Here is a 20,977-nt window from a genome sequence, read left to right as displayed (position 1 = left end):
CGGCGGATCAGGAGAGCGGTTTGACCTCCACCGCACCGGGCTCGTCGCCGACGCGCACCGACGCGAAACCGGTGTAACCGTCGCCCGCGGACCGCTCCAGCAGCGCCTTCAGGTTCTTGGTGCGGCGCTCCAGGCGCACGCGGGCGGCGGCGCCGCTGCGCAGCAGCGCGGTCTTGTGCGCCAGCAGTTCGGTCACGGGGACGTCGACGTCGTGAATGAGCACGATGGACTGCGCGGCTTCAGCCTCCTGCGCGGCGACCAGGTCGACGATGCGCTCGAAACCGATCGAGAACCCGACCGCGGGCACCTGCTGGCCGAGGAAGCGTCCGATCATGCCGTCGTAGCGTCCTCCGCCACCCAGGGAGTAGCTCACCGAGGGGTGCGCGAGCTCGAAGATCGTGCCGGTGTAGTAGCCCATTCCCCGCACGAGGAACGGGTCGTAGACGAGCGGCGGCTCCTCTTCCACGTGGGTCCCCGAGCCTGTCGAGGGGCGTGCGGCGACGACCGCCTCGCCCAGGCCCACGAGGTGCGCGACGAGTTCGTCGGGCGCACCCGCGGGGAGCGCCTTGCGGATCTGCCGCTCGCCGTACGGGTTGTACTCCAGAGTCTGCGGGCGGGCGAGGAACGTCTCGAAGGCGTCGACGGCGGATGCGGTCGTGCCGCGGCCTCGCAGCTCGGCGGCCACCCCGTCGGAGCCGATCTTGTCGAGCTTGTCGATCGTGATGAGCACGCCCGGCCGCTCATCCGCGGTGAAGCCGAAGGAGTCCAGCATCCACTCCAGCGCGCGGCGGTCGTTGATGCGCACCGTCCCGCCCTCCAGCCCGAGGGCGTCGATGGTGTCCAGGGAGGCGGTGATCAGCTCGGCCTCGGCGCGGGCGCTGTCGTCGCCGATGATGTCGATGTCGCACTGCACGAACTGCCGATAGCGCCCCTTCTGCGGGCGTTCGGCGCGCCAGACCGGGCCGATCTGAATGGAGCGGAACACCGCGGGCAGCTGACCCCGGTTGGTGGCGTAGAAGCGCGCGAGCGGAACGGTCAGGTCGTAGCGCAGGCCGAGATCGCTGAGCGCCGCGGGGTCGTCCGCGCCCTCTCTGATCGCGTCGGCGTCGAGCCCGCGGCGCAGAATGTTGTAGGAGAGCTTCTCGTTGTCGCCGCCGATGCCGGCATGCAGTCGGTCGTACTCCTCGACCACGGGAGTCTCGATCTCGTCGAAGCCGTGCGCGCGGTAGCGCTCGCGGATGACGGCGAGCACGCGCTCGCGGCGGGCCTTGTCAGCGGGGAGGAAGTCGCGCATTCCGCGCGGCGGGTTCACGGTTGCCACTCGTCCATCTTTCCAGGTCCGGAGCGTCCGGCCGACGGCATCCTCGGTCGCCGTGTTCCGGCGGGGAGCCGGATGCCGATTCCCAGCGCCCAGAACCGACACTCGGCTCCCCCGGGGCACCACACGCAACCCAGGCGAGGAGCCGGATGCCGATTCCCAGCGCCCAGAACCGACACTCGGCTCCCCCGCGCACCACACGCAACCCAGGCGAGGAGCCGGATGCCGATTCCCAGCGCCCAGAACCGTCATTCGGCTCCCCCCGGGCACCACCGGGACCCAGGCGAGGAGGCGGATGCCGATTCGCAGGGCCCAGAACCGACATTCGGCTCCCCCCGGCACTCACGCGACCCAGGCGGGGAGCCGGATGCCGGATAGGACCCGGCGGACGAAGACGCGCGTCAGGCGGATTCGGCGGAGCGGACGTCGTCCTCGAGCAGTCGCAGGCGCTCGCGCAGGGCGCGCTCGGCATCCCATCCGTTCTCGCGGGCCTGAGCCACGAGCGCCAGCAGGGCGTCGCCGAGATCGGCCTCGGATGTCGGTGCGGAGGCTGCCTCCGACGTCCGGACGAGGTCGGCCGCGCGCCCGAGCACCTTCTGCGCGCGGGCGAGTGCGGGCATGCCGCTCGGCACCCCGTCGAGCACGCTGCGCCGGGTGCGCTTCTCCTCGGCCTTCGCGGCGTTCCAGTGCACCAGCACCTCTTCCGGAGTGGTGGCGACAGCCCCGGCGAAGACGTGCGGATGCCGCCGCACCATCTTCTCGGCGAGTCCCCGCGCCACGTCATCGATGCTGAAGGGATCGTCGGGATCCTCAGCCGCGACGGCGGCGTGGAACAGCACCTGCCACAGCAGGTCGCCGAGCTCCTCGCGCAGCTCCGCGCGGTCGCCGCTCTCGACCGCGTCGATGAGCTCGTACGATTCCTCGATGAGGTACGGGACCAGGTCGCGATGCGTGATGCGCTGCGACCACACGCAGCGCTCGCGCACCTGGCGCATGGTCTCCGCCGCCGCGCGCAGCGGGTCGCCCACCGTCAGCGGGTCGGCCACTGGCGGGTTCGTCTTCTCGCGCGGATCGGTCATGGCATCCTCCTCAGGCGGACGCGGCCGCCAGCATCCGGTAGTGCCGCGCGCGCATCGAGACGACCACGCCCGACAGGATCAGCGCGATCAGGGAGCCGGCGAGGACGCCCAGAATCGCCTCGTCCTGCACGGCTCCCTCGCCGGCGAAGGCGAGGTTCGCGAGCAGCAGCGAGACGGTGAACCCGATGCCGCCGAGCACTCCCGCGGCGAGGAGGTCGGGGAGCACGAGCGCGGGCGCGGTGCCGCGTGGGCGCAGCTGCAGGCTCGCCCAGCCGAACACGGTGATTCCGATGATCTTGCCGACCGGCAGCGCAACCAGGATGGCCCAGAACGCCGGTGACAGCTCGCTCGGCGACACCTGCGGGATGACGACGAACGCCGCCACGAAGGCGAAGACCGGCAGGATCGCCCCGTTGACCGTGGGCTCCAGCGCGTGTCGCGTCTTCTCGGCGGGAGCGGGCGACATGAACAGGCCGAGCAGCACGCCGGCGATCGTGGCGTGGATGCCGGAGACAGCCATCAGCCCCCAGGCGATCACGCCGACCACGCCCATCAGCACGCCGATCCCCGAGGACCCGGACTTCGCCAGCATCCGGCTCAGCAGCGCGAAGATCACCACGGCCACGACGGCGAGCGCGAACATCAGCCAGTTCACGTCGTGCGCGAAAAGCACGGCGATGAAGATGATGCCGATGATGTCGTCGAGAATCGCCAGGGCGAGCAGGAACACGCGCACGGCCGGCGGCAGACCCTTGCCGAACATCGCGAGCACGCCGAGGGCGAAGGCGATGTCGGTCGCGGTCGGGATGGGCCAGCCGCCGCGGGTTCCCTCGCCACCCGCGATCAGCAGGTAGATGGCGATCGGCACGATCACACCACCGGCCGCGGCGATCGCCGGCTGAAGGGCCTTGTGCAGGGAATTCAGCTCACCGTGGGTGAGTTCGTGACGCAGTTCGATCGCGACGACGAGGAAAAAGATCGCCAGCAGCCCGTCGGCGACCCACTCCTCGATGGACAGGTCCAGGGGTGTGCCCGGGATCGCGATGTGCGTGTGGAGCACGGCGGCGATCGGATCGTGGGTCGCGATGTTGGCCAAGAGCAGCCCGAGGGCTGCCGCGGCGAGCAGGAGGGCGGCGGGGAACTGCTGGCCGCGGAGAGGGTTTGCCGAGATGCGCATCCCCTCCATGCTAGAGCTCTCCCCGAACGGGCACCCCCGAGCATCGACGGACACCGACGAGCCCCGGCTGGCGGGCGGGAGCCCCGTCACGAAGAACGGAGGCCGATCCGTCGCGGGATACTCTCGGAACATGCCGCCCGAGCCCACGAACACCGAAGCCATCCGCGTCATCAGCCGATTCGAAGCGTCCAACGGCATTCCCGACAGCATGCGTGCGGACGTGCGGATGCTGGGCGGTCTGCTCGGCCAGGTGCTGCGGGAATCCGGCTCTCCCGGCCTCTTCGAGGACGTCGAGCGTCTGCGTCTGGCTACCATCCAGGCAGCCGAAGCCGAAGGCGACGAAGCGTTCGAGCGCGCTGCGTCCATCGCCGACTCGTTCACCATCGAGCGTGCGGATGAGGTCGCCCGCGCGTTCACCTGTTACTTCCACCTCGTCAACCTCGCGGAGGAGCACCAGCGGGTGCGCGTGCTGCGCGAGCGGGCAGGGAAGCCGGGCCGGGAGAACGCGACCGATACCGTGTCGACCGCGTTCGCGCAGCTGCGACGCGAGATCGGCGACGAGAAGGCGCGCGAGCGTCTGTCCGAACTGCGCTTCCATCCGGTCTTCACCGCACACCCGACCGAGGCACGCCGTCGTGCCGTGTCCAGCAGCATCCGTCGCCTGTCTGAGCTGCTCACCCAGAACGATGAGGCGAGCGTGGGCGGGGCCGAGCAGAAGCGCGCGCACCGGCGCATGCTCGAAGAGGTCGACACCCTGTGGCGCACCGCCCCCCTGCGCGCGCAGAAGCCGTCGCCGACCGACGAGGTGCGCACGGTGATGGGTGTCTTCGACGAAACGCTGTTCACCACCGTCCCGCACGTGTATCGGCGCATCGACGACGAACTGCGCGGTGACGACTCGGGCAGCAGCGCCCCGCTCGTCCCCGCTTTCGTGCGCGTCGGCTCGTGGGTCGGCGGCGACCGCGACGGCAACCCGTTCGTGACCTCATCGGTCACCCGCGAGGCCGCCGACATCGCCGCCGATCACGTGCTGCGCGGCATCGAGCGGGCGATCGAGCGGATCGGCCGCACCCTCACGCTCGACGGCGAGGGCACGCCGGCCAGCACCGAGGTGACGGCCATCTGGTCGCGGTTCGATCTGGCGCACCCCGAGGTCGCGGCCGAGATCGCCAAGCGCTCCCCCGATGAACCGCACCGCCGTGTCGCGCTCTCGCTCGCCCACCGCGTGCACGCCACGCGCACGGGGGCCGACGGCGCGTACGCCGCACCCGAGGAGCTGCTCGCGGACCTGCGCACCGTGCAGACCTCGCTGGCGGCCGCCGGAGCCACCCGCCACGCGTTCGGCGGCGTGCAGCACCTCATCTGGCAGGTGGAGACCTACGGCTTCCACCTCACCGAGCTCGAGGTGCGTCAGCACTCGCAAGTCCATGCCGAAACGCTCGCCGAGATCGAGGCGGGCGGTGAGCTCAGCGAGCGCTCCGAGGAGGTGCTCGAGGTCTTCCGCGCCGTCGCCGACATCCAGAAGCGCTACGGGCTGCGCGCCGCGGGCCGCTACGTCGTCTCGTTCACCCGTTCGGCGGCGGACCTCGCCGCCGTGCACAAGCTCGCCGCACACGCACTCGGCGACGAGGCGCCGGTGCTCGACGTGGTGCCGCTGTTCGAGACCTTCGCCGACCTGCAGGCCGCCCCCGGCATCCTCGCGGAAGTCGTGCAGTTCCCCGAGTTCCGCGCACGGCTGGAGGCCACCGGCAACCGTCTCGAGGTGATGCTCGGCTACTCCGACTCATCCAAGGACGTCGGCCCGGTCGCCGCCACACTCGCCCTCTACGAGGCCCAGCGCGACATCGCGCAGTGGGCTGTAAACGCCGGCATCCGCCTCACCCTCTTCCACGGCCGCGGCGGCGCGCTCGGTCGAGGGGGCGGCCCTGCGAACTCCGCGATCCTCGCGCAGCCGCCGCATTCCGTCGACGGCCGCTTCAAGCTCACGGAGCAGGGCGAGGTCATCTTCGCCCGGTACGGGGAGCCCGCCATCGCCATGCGGCACATCGATCAGGTCGCCGCCGCGACGCTGCTCGCGTCCTCTCCGACCGTCGAGAAGCGCATCAGCGACGCCGCCGAGCGCTTCGCATCGATCGCCGCCACCATGGACGTGGCGTCGCGCGACCGGTTCTTCTCGCTGGTCGGCGCCGAGGGCTTCGCACCGTGGTTCGCGACCGTCACCCCGATGGAGGAGATCGGCCTGCTGGCGCTGGGTTCGCGTCCCGCGCGACGCGGACTCTCCGTGGAGTCGCTGGAGGACCTGCGGGCCATCCCGTGGGTGTTCGCCTGGACCCAGGCGCGCATCAACCTGGCCGGGTGGTTCGGTCTGGGTTCAGCGCTGGAGGCGGTCGGCGACGAGCAGGCGCTGATCGAGGCCTACCGCGAATGGCCGCTGCTGCACACCATGGTCGACAACGTCGCGATGAGCCTGGCGAAGACCGACGAGCGCATCGCCGCAGAGTATCTCGCCCTCGGCGACCGCGAGGACCTCGCCGAGATCGTGCTGGACGAGCTGCGCCTGACCCGCGAGTGGGTCATCCGGCTCACCGGTGGCGCCGAGCTGCTCACCGGCAAGCCGATCCTGCAGCGCGCCGTGCAGCTGCGCACCCCGTACGTGGATGCGCTCTCGCTCCTGCAGCTGCGCGCGCTGCGCGCGTTGCGCACGACGGCGACCGATCCCGTGCAGACCCCCGACCTGCAGCGGCTGCTGCTGCTCTCCGTCAGCGGGGTCGCGGCAGGCCTGCAGAACACCGGATGACACGATGTCAGGGCTCCCCGGAGAGGGTTGTAGGGTGAAAACTCAGCCTGATCCGGCGAAGCATCATGCGACACGATCGCTCGCATCCCCCACCCGCCCTTGAGAAAGCTTCCCGCGTGACCGATACCACTGCCGATTTCCATCCGCTCAGCGCTGCGGCGCAGCCCGTCTTCGAGACGGTCCGCGACCTCAACCCCAACGAGCCGGAGTTCCACCAGGCGGTCCACGAGGTGCTGCACTCGATCGGGCCCGTGCTGGAGCGTCACGCCGAATACACCGACAACGGCATCCTGGAGCGCCTGATCGAACCCGAGCGGCAGATCATCTTCCGCGTGCCGTGGATCGACGACGCGGGAAGGCTGCAGGTCAACCGCGGCTACCGCGTGCAGTACAACTCGGCACTGGGCCCGTACAAGGGCGGACTGCGCTTCCATCCGACGGTGAACATCTCGATCATGAAGTTCCTCGGCTTCGAGCAGATCTTCAAGAATGCGCTCACCGGTCAGGGCATCGGCGGCGGCAAGGGAGGGTCGAACTTCGACCCGCACGGCAAGAGCGAGGCCGAGGTCATGCGCTTCTGCCAGTCGTTCATGAACGAACTGTTCCGTCACATCGGCGAGCACACCGATGTGCCGGCGGGCGACATCGGCGTGGGCGGCCGCGAGATCGGCTACATGTTCGGCATGTACCGCAAGATCACGAACCGTCATGAATCCGGCATCCTGACGGGCAAGGGCATCGGCTGGGGCGGCGCTCAGGTGCGCACCGAGGCCACGGGCTACGGCGCGGTGTTCTTCGTGCAGGAGATGCTGGCCGTGCGCGGTCAGACGCTGGAGGGCAAGCGCGTCGCGGTCTCCGGTTCCGGCAATGTGGCGATCTACGCGATCGAGAAGGCCACCCAGCTCGGTGCGCGGGCGGTGACGGCATCCGACTCCTCCGGCTACGTGATCGACGACGCCGGCATCGACCTGAGCCTGCTGCGCCAGATCAAGGAAGTCGAGCGCGGTCGCATCGTCGAGTACGCCAACCGTCGTCCCGGTGCTCGCTTCGTCGAGGGCGGGAACGTCTGGGAGGTGCCCGTCGACATCGCGGTGCCCTCGGCCACGCAGAACGAGCTGGATGCCGATTCCGCACGGATGCTGATCGCCAACGGCGTGCGCGCCGTCGCGGAGGGCGCCAACATGCCCTCCACCCCCGAGGCCGTCGGCGCGTTCCAGGACTCAGAGGTGCTCTTCGCCCCCGGCAAGGCCGCGAATGCCGGCGGTGTCGCCACCTCCGCCTTGGAGATGAGCCAGAACGCCTCGCGGCAGCGCTGGAACTTCGCGAACAGCGAGCAGAAGCTGCGCGACATCATGGCCGACATCCACGACGCGTCCTTCCGCGCGGCGGAGCGCTACGGCACCCCCGGTGATTACGTCGCGGGCGCCAACATCGCCGGCTTCGAGCGCGTCGCCGACGCGATGATGGCCCAGGGCGTCATCTGACCGGGTCCGTCTTCGACTTCTCGGTTCGCGCTGTTCTTCTCGGTTCGCGCTGCTGATCTCGGTTCGCGCTGCTCTTCTCGGCTCGCGCTGCTGACCTCGGCTCGCGCTGCTGATCTCGTCGGCTCGCGCCGTTCGCGCTATCCTTCTCATCTCGCGCGGCGGATATATGCGCAACGCTGAGCGAGAACAGCAGCGCGAACGAGGACGCGGATGTGGAGCAGAACGCGGATGCCGCGGCGCGATCGGTGAGGCGGATGCCGCGGCGCGAGCGCCCGGAGCGGGTCAGAGCCGGCGGTCGTCGGCGTGGCGCGCCAGCGAGCGGGCATAGCGCTCGGTGAGCTGCACCATCAGGTCGGGGGTGTCGCGGTCGACGCCGAAGACGTGGCCGGGGAAGTCCAGCTCGGGCATGGCTTCGGCGATCTCATCGGCCTGATCGGGTGAGAACATCTGCACCGGGTCGCCTGCCGCGACCCAGCCGATCGGCACGACCGTCCCCTCCGGCAGCACGGCACGGCGCTGCACGATCGCGTTGACGCGGATCTCGCAGTGCGCCCCGACCAGGGCGCCGTTGAACACGCGGGCGCCGGATGCGAAGAACACCTCCTCGCCGACCGTCGCGCCGGCGATGCTGGCGAGCGTTCCGACCAAGGTGTGCGCCCCGATGTGCACGGCGTTGGCGGCGGTGGCCCGGATCAGGGCGTTCTCCATGACGATCACGTGCTCGCCGAGGGTGATCGGCCCGCCCTCGGCGGTGATCACCGCGCCGTGCAGCACCTGGCAGTCCGGTCCGATCTCCACATCGCCGGAGATCACTGCGGTCGGCGCCACGACGGCGGTGTCGTGGATGCGGGGCCGAGCCCCGAGGTGCTCGTAGATCATGCCCACAGACTAGCGTCCATGGTGCGTGCCGTCAGGGGCGCAGCGAGGCCGACCGTCGAGTGCGCTTCACGTGCGCGAACGCCCGTTGCGGATGAACCCGAACACGAGGGTGGCGAGGAACAGCACGATGCCCAGCACAGCCAGCCACAGCAGTCCCTTGATGACGAATCCCAGCACCGAGAATCCGAGCCAGATGACGAGCAGCACGATCAGCAGTGTCCACATGGCACCATCCTGCACACGCAGCGCTCGCTCGTCCAGGCAGTTGACCGACGGTCGTCGTTGAGCTATCCGCCGGAGCGCACGGTCAGCGGGCCCGCAGCACGGCCGGCAGCACGATGTGCACCTCAGGGATCATGCCGGGAGTGACCCGCTTGCGGAAGATCCAGTAGCTCCACGCCTGGTACAGGATGATCACCGGCAGCGAGACCGCTGCGACGACGGTCATCACGCCCAGCGTGTAGGGGCCGTTGGCGGAGTTCCAGATGGTGAGATCGAACGCCCCATCGACGGTCGACGGCAGCAGCACCGGGAAGAGCCCCGCGAAGATCGATGCCGCACCGAACAGGCCGAAGCCGGCGTACCCGATGAACGCGTAGCCCTCGTTCCGACGCCGGGCCGCCAGCCACCCCAGTACCGCGGCCACCGCGGCCGGCACGATGAGTGTCCAGGACAGCACGCTGCCGCCGTGGACGCCCTGCACCAGGAGCGCCCAGATCGCCGCGGGCACCAGGCACAGCGGCGCCCAGCGGGCCGCGAACCGGCCGGCGCGTTCTCGCACCGGGCCGTCGGCCTTCAGCCCCAGGAAGGTCGCGGCATGCGCGAGCGCGAATCCGACCACGGCGATCCCACCGAGCACCGCCGGAGGCGTCAGCCAGACGAAGGGGCCTCCGACGCGGTCGCCGTTCGCATCGATCGGCAGCCCCGTGGTGGTCAGCGCGAGGGCTGCTCCAATGCAGAACGCGACGATGAGCGAGCCCAGACCGATCATCCAGGTCCAGAACGTCCGCCAGCGTTCGGTGTGGATCTTGCCCCGGTACTCGATGCCGACGGCCCGAACGATGAGCCCGACGAGGGTGATCGTCAGCGGCACGTACAGCGTCGAGAACAACGAGGCGTACCAGGCGGGGAAGGCGGCGAACATCGCCGCCCCCGCGGTGATCAGCCAGACCTCGTTGCCGTCCCAGACCGGACCGATCGTGTTGAGCATGACCCGGCGGTCGCGTTCGGAGCGCGTGGAGAAGATCATGTGCATGCCGACGCCGAGGTCGAAGCCCTCCAGCAGCAGGTAGCCGATCCACAGCACGGCGATCGCGATGAACCAGACGACGGGAAGCGGTTCCATTTCCTTTGTTCCTCTCGAATCGGCCGGTCAATAGGCGAAGGCGAGCACGTCGCCCTGCCTCTCGCCGCTGTCGACTGCACCGCCGGCGTCGCCGTGATCGTCGCGGTCGGCGCTCAGCTCGGGCATGGATGCGGCGACGCCGCCGCGGACGTACTTCACCATGAGGAAGCCCTCGATCACGAGCATCACCCCGTAGACGACGCTCAGCGTGATCACCGAGAAGAGCATCTCCCCCGCGGTGACGCCCGGCGACACGGCGGCAGCGGTGAACATGAAGACGCCGTCTACTCCGGTGGGATCGGGGTTGGGCGCCACGACGAAGGGCTGCCTGCCGAGCTCGGTGAAGATCCAGCCGGCGATGTTCGCGGCGAACGGCGCGACGATGCCGAGCAGCGCCAGTCGCATGATCCATGCCGACGCCGGCACGGTGCCCTTCCTGGTCAGCCAGACCGCCACCACCGCGCCGAAGGCGACGACGGCGCCCAGGCCGATCATCAGGCGGAAGCCCCAGTAGGTCACCCACATCAGCGGCACGTAGTCGATCTCGGCACCGGCGTGCGCGCCGTACAGCGCATCGTCCGGGATGGTGGCGCCGTACTGGTCGACGTAACGCGGCTCGAGGTCGCGGATGCCGGGCATGTCGGCGCCCCATTCGCCCGCGCCGAGGAACCCGAGCACGCCCGGCACCTCGATGAGCGTGACGACGTCGGAGCAGTCCGACGAGCCCGGGTCGCCGAGGGACAGCACCGAGAAGGAGGAGCCGGTGTGGCAGGCTGCTTCGGCCGCCGCCATCTTCATCGGCTGCTGCTCGTACATCAGCTTGCCCTGGATGTCTCCGGTCACCACGGTGCCGAGAAAGCCCACCACCGCGACGACCGCTCCGAGGCGCAGCGACCACAGCCAGACGCCATGGTCCTTGCGGTCACGACCGGGGGCGGCATCCGTCTCGCCGACGATCACGCGACCGCTCGCATCCACCGTGTCGATGCCGTCATGGCGGCGACGCCACAGGTGGTACCAGGAGATGCCGATCAGGAACATGCCGGCGACGACCAGCGCACCGAGGATCGTGTGCGTGTAGGCGGCGAGCGCGGTGCTGTTGGTGAGCACCGCCCACACGTCGGTCATCACCGGTCGGCCGTCGGCGCTCATCTCCACGCCCACCGGGTGCTGCATCCAGGAGTTCGCGACGATGATGAAGAACGCGGAGATCCAGGATCCGATGACCGCGCACCAGAGCGCGGCCAGATGCAGCCCCTTGCGCAGGCGCCCCCATCCGAAGATCCAGATGCCGAGGAACGTCGACTCGACGAAGAACGCGAGCAGCCCCTCCATCGCGAGCGGCGCACCGAACACGTCGCCGACGAAGCGGGAGTACTCGCTCCATGCCATGCCGAACTGGAACTCCTGAACCAGGCCCGTGGCGACGCCGACGATGAAGTTGATCAGGTAGACCTTGCCCCAGAACTTCGTCATCCGCAGGAACTTCTCGTCCCCCGTGCGCACCCAGCGGGTCTGCATGAGGGCGACCATCATCCCCAGTCCCAGCGTGAGCGGAACCATCAGGAAGTGATAGACGGTCGTGATGCCGAATTGCCACCGAGCGATGTCGAGCACGTCCACGCGGAATCTCCTTCGCGATGCGGGCGCCGGTCTGCATCCTCCGACGCTCCTTAATTCTACGCTTCGTAGAACTACTTCGACACAGCATAGAACAATTTTTACGGATGGTAGAATCAGGGAGCGCGGCGGGGAATGCCGCGACGGAGGAGGTCGCCATGGGAACACTCGGAGAGCTGGAGCGTGCCGTGATGGACGCGCTCTGGGACGCCGATGGCTCGCTGAGCGCCTACGATGTGCAGCACCGGCTCGAGTCCGAGGGCCGCTCCCTCGCCGCCACCACGCTGCTCACCGTGCTGTCCCGCCTGGAGAAGAAGGGCTTCGTCCGCTCCGACCGATCCTCGCGGCCGCACCATTACACGGCCATCGCCTCGCGTGCCGACCATGTCGCCGAGCTCATGCACGCGGTGCTGGGCGATGCCGGCGATCGCACCGCCGTGCTGGAGCGCTTCGTGGGCGGGGTGTCCGTGGAGGACGCCGCCATCCTGCGTCAGCTGCTCGGACGCACGAGCTGAGTCCTCCCCGATGATCGAGCTCGCGGAGGTCGATGCCACCGTCACGGGAGCGCTCGTGATCCCCCACGGCGTGATCGTCGCCGCGGCCGTCGTGCTCGGCGTGTTCGCGCTCGCGCTGGCCTGGCCGGTGCCCGTGCTCCTCTCGCGCTCATCCTGGCCGATGCGCACACCGGTCATGGCGCTCCTGCTGTGGCAGGTGATCGGCCTGGCGGGAGGCCTGTCGATGATCGGCGCGCTCGCCCTGGCCGGCTACGCCGCAGTGCCGGCGCACCCGCTGCCGGCACTGATCCCCGCGTTGGCATTCGCCCTCTACCTGCTCGCGCACCTCGCCGTGACGATCGTTCAGGTGACCAGACAGCGCCACCGGCATCTCGCCCTGCTCGAGCTGCTCACCTCTCCGCATCCGACTCGCGCGCGGACGCGCGTGATCGATGACGCGGTGCCGGTCGCGTACTGTCTGCCGAACGGCGCGCGGTCGGTGACGGTGCTCTCGCAGGGGCTGCTGGACCGTCTGGATGCGGATGAACTGGTGGCTGTGATCGCGCACGAACGGGCGCACGTGGAGCAGCGGCACGACCTGCTGCTGCTCGCGTTCCGAGCCTGGCGGTCGGCTCTGCCCTGGTTCCCGATCGCCGCCCGCGCCGAAGTCGAAGTCGCGGCTCTCGTGGAGATGCTCGCCGACGATCACGCGCGCCGCGAGGTGCGCGACGAGGTGCTCGCTCGTGCGATCCTGCAGGTGGGCGCCTCCGGGGTCTCCGGCGCGGTGGCCGATCAGCCGGTGTCCGGGTCGACGCGCGTGAGCGACCGGTTCCGCCGGCTCGCGGCCTGACCCCGCGCCCCGGTTCGCGGGACGCGCAGGCGCGCATCCCTTCGCGCTGCTGTTCTCGGACGCCACCCGCTTCGCGCTGCTGTTCTCGGTCGGCGCTGCGCCGATTTGCGCAGCGCCGACCGAAAAGTGCAGCGTGAACGGGGGCGCGTCAGCGCAGCGCCGGTGCCGGAACGCCGTCGGCGCGGATGCCGTCTGTGCAAGTTCCGACGACGAGCCGCACGATCTCGTCGTCGTCCTGGCGGTCGGCGGCGCGGTGCGAGACGAGCAGCACGATCCGGTCGGCGGTGGCCGCCCTGACATCCGTCATCATGACGGCGGCAGTGGGCTCGTCGAGGTGCGCGGTGGGCTCGTCGAGGAGGATCACGTCCGACCGGGTGAGGAGCGCACGGGCCACCGCGAGGCGCTGGCGCTCGCCGCCGGACAGCGCGGAGCCGCCGGCGCCGACCCGGGTGTCCAGCCCTTCGGCGAGGGAGGTGAGCAGCGACCCTAGCCCGGCCCGGTGCAGCGCGTCGCGCATCTCCTCGTCGCGGGGTGCGTCATCCCGCGCCCGGGCGAGCAGAAGGTTCCCGCGCAGCGTGGAGTCGAAGACGTAGGCGTCCTGTGGGCACCACGCGACGCGGTCGCGCCAGGCGCGCTCCTCGAGCGCGGTGAGCGGCAGACCGTCTGCGAGGATGGCGCCGGATGCCGGACGGAGAGCGCCCATCACCGCCGACAGCAGCGTGGATTTCCCCGAGCCGGACGGCCCGTCGAGCACGAGCCACCGGCCGCGCTCCACGGCGCCGGACACGCCGCTGACCGCCGCGTGCGCGACCCCGGGATAGCGAATCGTGACGTCGTCGAGTGCGAGGCGGCGCGTGGCAGCCGGATGCTGTGACCCCCACTCGGCGGAGGGAACCGGCTGCAGGATCGGGTCCAGCCGTCGGAGGAGGGCGCGCAGGGCCGGCATCCGCTGCGCCGAGGACACCAGATCGGCCAGCGGCTCCAGCACGGCCAGCATGAGCAGCGCGATGACCGAGACCAGCGCGGCGGAGTTGCGGGTGGAGAGCACCGGCGCCAGCACCGCGAGCAGCGTCGTCGCGGCGGTGATCAGGGCTGTGCCGAGACCTGCCGACCAGGCGGCGCGCCGTTCGGCCGTCGCGAGCAGATCGGCGTGCGCGTCGAGCTCGCGCAGCGCGCGGTCCGTGACGCCGTTGCCGCGCAGATCTGCGGAGGCGGATGCCAGAGCCGACGTGCCGCGGACGATCGCGGACCGCGCCGCGACGCGCTGCGCGCCGGCACCGCGCTCACCGCGGATGGCGAGCAGCATGGCGAGGACGACGGCGCCGATCAGCACGACCGCGACGAGCAGGGTGAGGTGCGGAGTGACCGCCGCGGTGGTCATGATGGCCGCCGTGAGGACGAGGACGCCCGCCCCGACGGGCGGCACGATCCGCGGCAACTGATCCCGCAGGTCGTCAGCCAGGGTCACCAGGTAGTCGAGCGGTGCTCCGCCCTCCAGCAGCCGGCGGGATCCGGCCCCACGCCGGGCGATGGCGCGCCAGAGCCGCAGACGCAGGGCGTCCACGACCAGGAAGGCCGCCCGATGGGTGACGAGCCGCTCGGCGTAGCGCCCGGCCGCGCGTCCGATGCCGAACGCCCGCACGCCCACGATGGCGACGAGCAGGTACATGATGTACTCCTCGACGCCGGCGCGCACGATGAGCCATCCGGACACGGCGGTGAGCGCGGCCGCCATCCCTGCCGCGAGGGCACCCAGGCCGATCGATCCCGCCCACAGCCAGGCGTGCGGGCGCAGCAGCGTGAAGAGCGTGAGACGGCGGGTCGGTTCGGACTGGTGCGGCGTGCTGTCGGAGGACGTCTGCACATCTGAAGGACGGTCGAGGGCGGATTCTCCTTCAGAAGCGGAGATGTCCTTCAGAAGCGACGGCGCCGATGCCGATGCCACGGCCACGGCCACGGCGACGCGCTGCTCCGCCAGCGCGAGCGTCTCCGGCTCATGACTGGCGAACACGATCGTGCAGGACGATGCGCGGCGCAGGACCGCCTCGCGCACCACCTGCGCGGCGGCGGGGTCGAGGTGCGCGGTGGGCTCGTCGAGCACGAGCAGCGTCGCCCCGGCATCCGCGCGCGCCAGGGCTCGTGCGACGGCGAGGCGCCGCAGCTCTCCCGGGCTCAGCTCCGCCACGGCGGCGTCGGCGAGTGCGGCCAGGCCGAGCTCCGCGAGGGCATCCTCCCTCGCTCCGTACAACGCCATCTCCTCGCGCGGCGTCGACGCGAACGCCCTCGGCGCCTGCGGCGCCCAGGCGACGGCATCCGCCCCGCGGATCGCCCCCGTGACCTCCGCGTCGGCGGGAAGGATTCCTGCCAGCGCGGCCAGCAGTGTGGACTTGCCCGCACCGCTGGGACCGGTGATCGCCACGATGCCGTGCAGATCGGCGTTCAGATCCGTGATCGTCGCGGCGGCGCGCCCGGCGTATCGCACGCGGAGGTTCTCGATCGTCACCGCGTCCGCGCGACCGCGTCGCACGTCGCGCGCCGGCTTCTTCGACAGCAGGGTCTTGGCCCGGTCGAGGGCGGACAGTCCGTCCTGCGACGCGTGGAAGGCCGCGCCGACGTCGCGGAGCGCCTGGAAGCACTCCGGGGCGAGGATCAGGGCGATCAGCGCCGGCTCGAGCGTCATCGAGCGGTCCAGCAGCCGCAGCCCCAGCACGACGGCGACGAGGGCGACGGAGATGGTGGCGATCAGCTCCAGCGCGAGCGAGGAGAGGAACGCCCAGCGCAGCGTCTCCTCGGTGCGGGCCCGGTAGCGGCGCTGGATGCCGTCCAGTGCGCGGGTCTGCTCATCGATGCGCCCCAGACCCACGAGCACGGGCAGGCCCCGGGCGAGTTCGGTGAGGTGGTCGGCGAGCCGGGTCAGCGCGGTGAGCGCCTCGTCGGTGCGCTGCTGGGTGTGCTTGCCGATGAGGATCATGAACAGGGGCACGAGCGGGATCGTGAGCACGATGATCAGCGCGCTCAGCCAGTCGGCGCCGAGGATCCTCACGCCGACGACCAGCGGGACAACGGCCGCGCTGATCAGCGCGGGCAGAGTCTGCACGTAATAGTCGTCCAGATCGTCGAGCCCGTCTGCGGCGAGCACCGCTGTGCCGCCTCCGGTTCCCTCACCCTGCGCGATGCGCCGCCACAGCCGACTGCGCAGCTCGCGCTTGACGCCGGTGGCGACGCGCCGCGCCACGACGGATGCCGCCCACTCGCCGCCGGCGCGCAGGGTCAGTCCGATCAGTCCGCACAGCAGGATGATCCGCGTCGCTGCGGGGGTGAGGCCGGCGCCCGCCAGCGCTCCGATGCCGCGGGCGACGGCCTCGGCGATGAGCACGAGTCCGACCGCGCGCGCGGCGGCCAGCGCACCCAGCAGATAGATCGAGGCCTTCGGCACGGGCCCGAACTCGGGCCGCCGGAAGCCCGGTGCGTGCCGAGTCCGCCTGGCCTCGACCACCCACGGGTCGTTCGGGTTCGTCTCAGCGCTCACCCGTGAATTCTACCATCTGTAGAAGTTCTCAGTCCGGCGTGCCGTCCCACTCGCGCAGGAGGTCGAGGATGGCGGCCGACACAGCATCCGGGGCATCCGCCATGGCCACGTGACCCGCACCGGGGATCTCACGCAGCCGCACACCCTCGGCGGAGGCCCACGCGCGCATCGCCGTGATGATGTTGCCGGTGCGGTCCTCAGCGCCCACGACGAGGCCGAGCGGGACCGGGGTGCGAGAGGACGGCTCCGGTTCGACGAACGACGCCGTGGCGCGCATCACGTCGAGGAACACCTGTTTCGGCATCCGCGCGAACACCTGTCGGATGCGCTCGACCGCCGCGCCGGAGACCGCGGAGGCCTTCGCGGATAGGGCGGACAGCTGCGAGGCGGGGATCATCCGGAGAGCCGGCATCGCCATCCGCAGCTGGACTCTCTCGGCGCGGGTCAGGGGCCCGGCGTTCCACGTCGCGCCGATGACGATCAGCCCACCGACCTGCGCCGGGTGCGCCCGTACGAAGGCCTGCGACAGATTGCCTCCCATCGAATGCCCGACGAGGACGGGGCGATCCAGCACCAGCTCGTCGATCAGCGCGCCGAGGTCGGCGAGGGCGTCGTCGGCGGTGAACCGGGTGCCGTCGGCCAGGGCGGAGCGCCCGTGACCCCGCTGGTCCACGAGCACCGATCGGTATCCGGCGTCCTGGACCGCCTCCGCCTGTGCGGCGAAGGAGGTGTGATCCATGCCCGCACCGTGCAGGAGGACGACGGGCCGACCGGATCCTCCGCTGTCGTGGTAGCGGATCACCGCATCGCCTCGATCCAGCGTCGCCGTCAACTCCACCATGATTCGACCCTAGGGGATCGCCTCACGCGGTCGTCAGGATGCCGTGGCCTTCGCCGGCTCCGGGAACATCGCGGTGAACAGGTTGTCGACCCAGTCCAGGATCTCCACATCCACGGGCATCGGGACGACCAGCGCCTCTCCCCCGCCGACCAGCTTGGCCTTCGGGTACAGCCGCTGCAGGCGCACCTTCATCGAGTCCTCTAAGCGGGCGGGAGCGACCCGCAGGTTCGAACCCATCGCCACGACATCCGTGAGTCCCGCCCGCGCGGCACGACGGCGCAGCCGTGCCACGGCGACCAGGGTCTGCACCTCTTCGGGAAACGCCCCGTACCGGTCGATCAGCTCCTCGGCGACGAGATCGATGGCATCGTCGGCAGCGGTGGCCGTCGCCGCGGAGGAGAGCTTCTGGTACGCCTCGAGCCGCAGCCGCTCGCTGTCGATGTAGTGCTCGGGGATCCGCGCCTCCACCGGCAGCTCCAGCCGCAGTTCGCCGCCGGTCTCGGTCTCCTCGCCGCGGAAGTCGGCGACGGCCTCGCCGATCATCCGCAGGTACAGATCGAAGCCGACGCCGGCGATGTGTCCGGCCTGCTCCGCCCCGAGCATGTTGCCGGCGCCGCGCAGCTCGAGGTCCTTCAGCGCCACCTGCGTGCCCGAGCCGAGCTCGTTGTTGACGGCGATCGTCTGCAGTCGATCGGCGGCCGTCTCACTGAGTGGCTTGGAGTCGTCGTAGAGGAAGTACGCATAGGCGCGCTCACGACCGCGTCCGACGCGCCCGCGCAGCTGATGCAGCTGGGACAAGCCGTACTTGTCGGCTCTGTCGATGATGATCGTGTTCGCGTTGGAGATGTCCAGGCCCGTCTCGATGATGGTGGTCGAGACGAGCACGTCGTACTTGCGCTCCCAGAAGTCGTCGACGACCTGCTCCAGCTGGTGCTCGCCCATCCGCCCGTGGGCCACCGCGATGCGCGCCTCGGGTACGAGCTCGGCGAGCTCCGACGCGACCCGCTGGATCGACTGCACCCGATTGTGCACGAAGAACACCTGACCCTCGCGCAGAATCTCGCGGCGGATCGCGGCAGCCATCTGCTTGTCGCTGCGGGGCCCGACGAACGTGAGGATGGGATGCCGGTCCTCCGGCGGTGTCTGCAGCGTCGACATCTCGCGGATGCCGGTGACCGCCATCTCGAGGGTGCGCGGGATGGGCGTCGCGCTCATGGCGAGGATGTCGACATTGGTCTTCATCTTCTTGAGCTTGTCCTTGTGCTCGACGCCGAACCGCTGCTCCTCGTCGATGATCATCAGGCCGAGATCCTTGAAGATCACCTGGTCGGTCAGGATGCGGTGCGTGCCGATCACCATGTCGACCGAGCCGTCCAGGAGCCCCTGCAGCGTGAGCCTGGCCTCCTTGTCGGTCTGGAAGCGCGAGAGGGCGCGCACCTGCACGGGGAATCCGGCGAAGCGCTCGGTGAAGGTCTCCATATGCTGCTTGACCAGCAGCGTCGTCGGGACGAGCATCGCGACCTGCTTGCCCTCCTGGATGGCCTTGAACGCGGCGCGCACGGCGACCTCGGTCTTGCCGAAGCCGACGTCACCGCTGAGCAGTCGGTCCATCGGGACCGGACGCTCCATGTCGGCCTTGATCTCGTCGATCGTCTGCAGCTGGTCCTGGGTCTCGGCGAACGGGAACGCCTCCTCCAGCTCGCGCTGCCAGGGCGTGTCGGGGCCGAACGCATGGCCCTTCGCGCTCATCCGCGCGGAGTACAGCTTCACGAGCTCGACGGCGATGTCGCGCACGGCCTTGCGCGCCTTGCCCTTGGCCGCCGACCAGTCGCTGCCGCCCATCTTCGAGAGCACGGGGGCTTCGCCGCCGACGTACTTCGAGAGCAGATCCAGCTGATCGGTGGGCACGTACAGCTTGTCGCCGGGATAGCCGCGCTTGGACGGCGCGTACTCCAGCACGAGGTATTCGCGCGTGGTCTTCGTGGCATTGCGTCCGCCGGAGGACACCTCGCGCTTGGTCATCTCGACGAAGCGACCGATGCCGTGAGTCGTGTGCACCACGTAGTCGCCCTGCTTGAGCTGCAGCGGGTCGACGACGTTGCGCCGACGCGAGGCGAGCTTGCGCACCACGCGCTGGTCGCCGCCGATGGTGCGGCCGTAGAACTCGTTGTCGGTGAGGACGGCGAGCTTCGCGTCCGGCACCTGGAAGCCGGATTCGACGGCGCCGACCACCAGGCTGGCGACGCCCGCCTCGGGCGCCTCAGTCAGGTCGGTGACCACGCGCGCTGCGAGCCCGCGGTCGCTGAGCACATCGCGCGCCCGCTCGACGAGCCCCTGACCGGATGCGATGACGACCACGCGCCACCCCTCGCCCAGGCGGGCGTCGACGAACGAGATCGCACCGTCGACGTTGCCGTGGAAGGACGGGATGATCGACGAGTCGAGGTTCTCGGCATCCGCGTCGTCGATGGCGAACGCGCTCAGCCGCCACCAGACGCCGCCGCGGTCGCGCACGATCTCGCGCAGTCGGGCGATGGAGATGAAGTCTCCGGCGCCCAGATCGATCGGCGCGGATGCTCCCGAGGTCGCCGCGCTCCACGCCGCATCCAGGAACTCGCGGTTGGTCTCGCCGAGGTTCTGCGCTCGTCCGCTGGCGCGTTCGGGATCGACGATCGCAGCCGCGGAACCGGCGGGCAGGTACTCGGCCAGGGTCATCAGCGGCCCGGCCACAGCCGGAAGCAGCGACTCCATCCCCTCGACGGGAATGCCCTCCGCCATCTTCTCGAGCATCCCGGAGATCGCCGGGAACTGGCCCACCAGGCCGGCGGCGCGCTCTCTCACGTCGGCGGTCAGCAGCAGCTCACGGCTGGCCGGCAGCAGGGCGGCGTCGACGTCTCCAGGGAGAGACCGCTGGTCGGCGACCGAGAACGCACGGATCTGGTCGATCTCGTCGCCGAAGAACTCCACCCGCAGCGGATGGTCCGCTGTGGGCGGGAAGACGTCGAGGATGCCGCCGCGCACCGCGAACTCGCCACGGCGCGACACCATGTCCACCCGGGAGTACGCGCGCTCGACGAGCCGCTCGACGGCCTGCTCGAGCTCCATGCCGCGCGAACCCACGCGCAGCTCCAGCGGAGCGGCGTCGCCGAGGTTCGCCGCGAGCGGCTGCAGCGCGGCGCGCACCGAGGCGACGACCACCAGAGGCCTGCTGCCGTCCCACGTGGTGATGCGCCGCAGCGTCTCCAGCCGGCGCCCGACGGTATCGGGACTGGGGCTCAGCCGCTCGTGCGGCAGGGTCTCCCAGGCCGGGAAAGTGAGGATCTCGGCATCGGCGGCGTAGCAGCCGATGGCCGCGGCGACGGACTCGGCGCGGCGGCCGGTCGGCGTCACGACGAGGACGGATGCCGGCAGGCCTCCCTGCGCGCGCTTGTCGAGGAGCCCCGCGATCACCGGGGCATCCAGCCCGTCGACCACCGAGATCTCGGCATCGGTCTTCGCCCAGGTCAGTGCGTCGCGGTACAGGTTCGCCTCTTCCAAAGCACGCAGAATCCCCGGAACAGTCAC

General features: G+C 70.2%; 14 protein-coding genes. 4 read left to right on the top strand and 10 right to left on the bottom strand.

Annotation, left to right across the window (positions count from 1 at the left end; all coding sequences use genetic code 11):
- Window positions 1-7 precede the first annotated feature (7 nt).
- The 3 genes from ACFQY2_RS12895 to ACFQY2_RS12885 all read right to left on the bottom strand — a co-directional run bounded on the left by ACFQY2_RS12895 (window position 8) and on the right by ACFQY2_RS12885 (window position 3,574).
- A complete protein-coding gene (locus ACFQY2_RS12895; RefSeq protein WP_378746783.1) occupies window positions 8-1,294 on the bottom strand; it encodes a histidine--tRNA ligase in 1,287 nt (428 codons plus the stop codon).
- A 425-nt stretch (window positions 1,295-1,719) separates the two neighbouring features.
- Window positions 1,720-2,397, bottom strand: a complete 678-nt coding sequence (locus tag ACFQY2_RS12890) for a MazG family protein (RefSeq protein WP_378746271.1) — start codon at window positions 2,395-2,397, stop codon at window positions 1,720-1,722.
- A gap of 10 nt (window positions 2,398-2,407) precedes the next feature.
- A complete protein-coding gene (locus ACFQY2_RS12885; protein WP_378746270.1) occupies window positions 2,408-3,574 on the bottom strand; it encodes a Na+/H+ antiporter NhaA in 1,167 nt (388 codons plus the stop codon).
- 130 nt (window positions 3,575-3,704) lie between these two features.
- On the opposite strand from ACFQY2_RS12885, the gene ACFQY2_RS12880 reads away from it, so the two are divergent.
- Together ACFQY2_RS12880 and gdhA are read left to right on the top strand one after the other, a co-directional pair.
- Window positions 3,705-6,371, top strand: a complete 2,667-nt coding sequence (locus ACFQY2_RS12880; RefSeq protein WP_378746269.1) for a phosphoenolpyruvate carboxylase — start codon at window positions 3,705-3,707, stop codon at window positions 6,369-6,371.
- 116 nt (window positions 6,372-6,487) lie between these two features.
- Window positions 6,488-7,855: an NADP-specific glutamate dehydrogenase gene (gene gdhA, locus ACFQY2_RS12875; protein ID WP_378746268.1), complete on the top strand. Its 1,368-nt coding sequence runs from the start codon at window positions 6,488-6,490 to the stop codon at window positions 7,853-7,855.
- A gap of 282 nt (window positions 7,856-8,137) precedes the next feature.
- On the opposite strand, the gene ACFQY2_RS12870 is transcribed toward gdhA, so the two are convergent.
- The 4 genes from ACFQY2_RS12870 to ACFQY2_RS12855 all read right to left on the bottom strand — a co-directional run bounded on the left by ACFQY2_RS12870 (window position 8,138) and on the right by ACFQY2_RS12855 (window position 11,702).
- On the bottom strand, window positions 8,138-8,734 hold the full coding sequence (locus tag ACFQY2_RS12870) for a gamma carbonic anhydrase family protein (protein ID WP_378746267.1): 597 nt from the start codon (window positions 8,732-8,734) through the stop codon (window positions 8,138-8,140).
- 66 nt (window positions 8,735-8,800) lie between these two features.
- Window positions 8,801-8,959 carry a hypothetical protein gene (locus tag ACFQY2_RS12865; protein WP_378746265.1) on the bottom strand — a complete coding sequence of 53 codons (159 nt, stop codon included), beginning with the start codon at window positions 8,957-8,959 and terminating at the stop codon, window positions 8,801-8,803.
- Between the two features lie 82 nt (window positions 8,960-9,041).
- The gene (cydB, locus tag ACFQY2_RS12860) at window positions 9,042-10,079 is read right to left on the bottom strand and encodes a cytochrome d ubiquinol oxidase subunit II (protein ID WP_378746264.1); all 1,038 of its coding nucleotides are present in this window, start codon (window positions 10,077-10,079) and stop codon (window positions 9,042-9,044) included.
- A 27-nt stretch (window positions 10,080-10,106) separates the two neighbouring features.
- A complete protein-coding gene (locus tag ACFQY2_RS12855; protein ID WP_378746263.1) occupies window positions 10,107-11,702 on the bottom strand; it encodes a cytochrome ubiquinol oxidase subunit I in 1,596 nt (531 codons plus the stop codon).
- Between the two features lie 155 nt (window positions 11,703-11,857).
- Here ACFQY2_RS12855 and ACFQY2_RS12850 point away from each other — a divergent pair, with 155 nt between their 5' ends.
- Window positions 11,858-12,214, top strand: a complete 357-nt coding sequence (locus tag ACFQY2_RS12850) for a BlaI/MecI/CopY family transcriptional regulator (protein WP_378746262.1) — start codon at window positions 11,858-11,860, stop codon at window positions 12,212-12,214.
- Between the two features lie 10 nt (window positions 12,215-12,224).
- Window positions 12,225-13,043, top strand: a complete 819-nt coding sequence (locus ACFQY2_RS12845) for a M56 family metallopeptidase (protein WP_378746260.1) — start codon at window positions 12,225-12,227, stop codon at window positions 13,041-13,043.
- 148 nt (window positions 13,044-13,191) lie between these two features.
- Here the strand turns inward: ACFQY2_RS12845 and cydC are convergent, their stop codons facing one another.
- From cydC to mfd, 3 genes are read right to left on the bottom strand one after another with little or no spacing between them, the layout of a single operon-like run.
- Window positions 13,192-16,572: a thiol reductant ABC exporter subunit CydC gene (gene cydC / locus ACFQY2_RS12840; RefSeq protein ID WP_378746259.1), complete on the bottom strand. Its 3,381-nt coding sequence runs from the start codon at window positions 16,570-16,572 to the stop codon at window positions 13,192-13,194.
- Between the two features lie 28 nt (window positions 16,573-16,600).
- Entirely contained in the window at window positions 16,601-17,413 is an 813-nt protein-coding gene (locus ACFQY2_RS12835; RefSeq protein ID WP_378746257.1) for an alpha/beta fold hydrolase, read from the bottom strand.
- A 33-nt stretch (window positions 17,414-17,446) separates the two neighbouring features.
- Entirely contained in the window at window positions 17,447-20,977 is a 3,531-nt protein-coding gene (mfd, locus tag ACFQY2_RS12830; protein ID WP_378746256.1) for a transcription-repair coupling factor, read from the bottom strand.

This window comes from Microbacterium sp. GCM10027623, assembly GCF_042666935.1.
Lineage (GTDB): Bacteria > Actinomycetota > Actinomycetes > Actinomycetales > Microbacteriaceae > Microbacterium.
The sequence above is the reverse complement of the archived record's forward strand: the minus strand, read 5'-3'. Positions and strand labels throughout refer to the sequence as shown.

What these genes read in the sequence shown, in the direction of transcription:
- ACFQY2_RS12880 (WP_378746269.1), top strand. Translation starts at nt 3,705, where the DNA reads ATGCCGCCCGAGCCCACGAACACCGAAGCCATCCGCGTCATCAGCCGA.
- ACFQY2_RS12865 (WP_378746265.1), bottom strand. Translation starts at nt 8,959, where the DNA reads ATGTGGACACTGCTGATCGTGCTGCTCGTCATCTGGCTCGGATTCTCG.
- ACFQY2_RS12850 (WP_378746262.1), top strand. Translation starts at nt 11,858, where the DNA reads ATGGGAACACTCGGAGAGCTGGAGCGTGCCGTGATGGACGCGCTCTGG.
- ACFQY2_RS12890 (WP_378746271.1), bottom strand. Translation starts at nt 2,397, where the DNA reads ATGACCGATCCGCGCGAGAAGACGAACCCGCCAGTGGCCGACCCGCTG.
- ACFQY2_RS12885 (WP_378746270.1), bottom strand. Translation starts at nt 3,574, where the DNA reads ATGCGCATCTCGGCAAACCCTCTCCGCGGCCAGCAGTTCCCCGCCGCC.
- ACFQY2_RS12845 (WP_378746260.1), top strand. Translation starts at nt 12,225, where the DNA reads ATGATCGAGCTCGCGGAGGTCGATGCCACCGTCACGGGAGCGCTCGTG.
- ACFQY2_RS12895 (WP_378746783.1), bottom strand. Translation starts at nt 1,294, where the DNA reads ATGCGCGACTTCCTCCCCGCTGACAAGGCCCGCCGCGAGCGCGTGCTC.
- cydB (WP_378746264.1), bottom strand. Translation starts at nt 10,079, where the DNA reads ATGGAACCGCTTCCCGTCGTCTGGTTCATCGCGATCGCCGTGCTGTGG.
- ACFQY2_RS12835 (WP_378746257.1), bottom strand. Translation starts at nt 17,413, where the DNA reads ATGGTGGAGTTGACGGCGACGCTGGATCGAGGCGATGCGGTGATCCGC.
- ACFQY2_RS12870 (WP_378746267.1), bottom strand. Translation starts at nt 8,734, where the DNA reads ATGATCTACGAGCACCTCGGGGCTCGGCCCCGCATCCACGACACCGCC.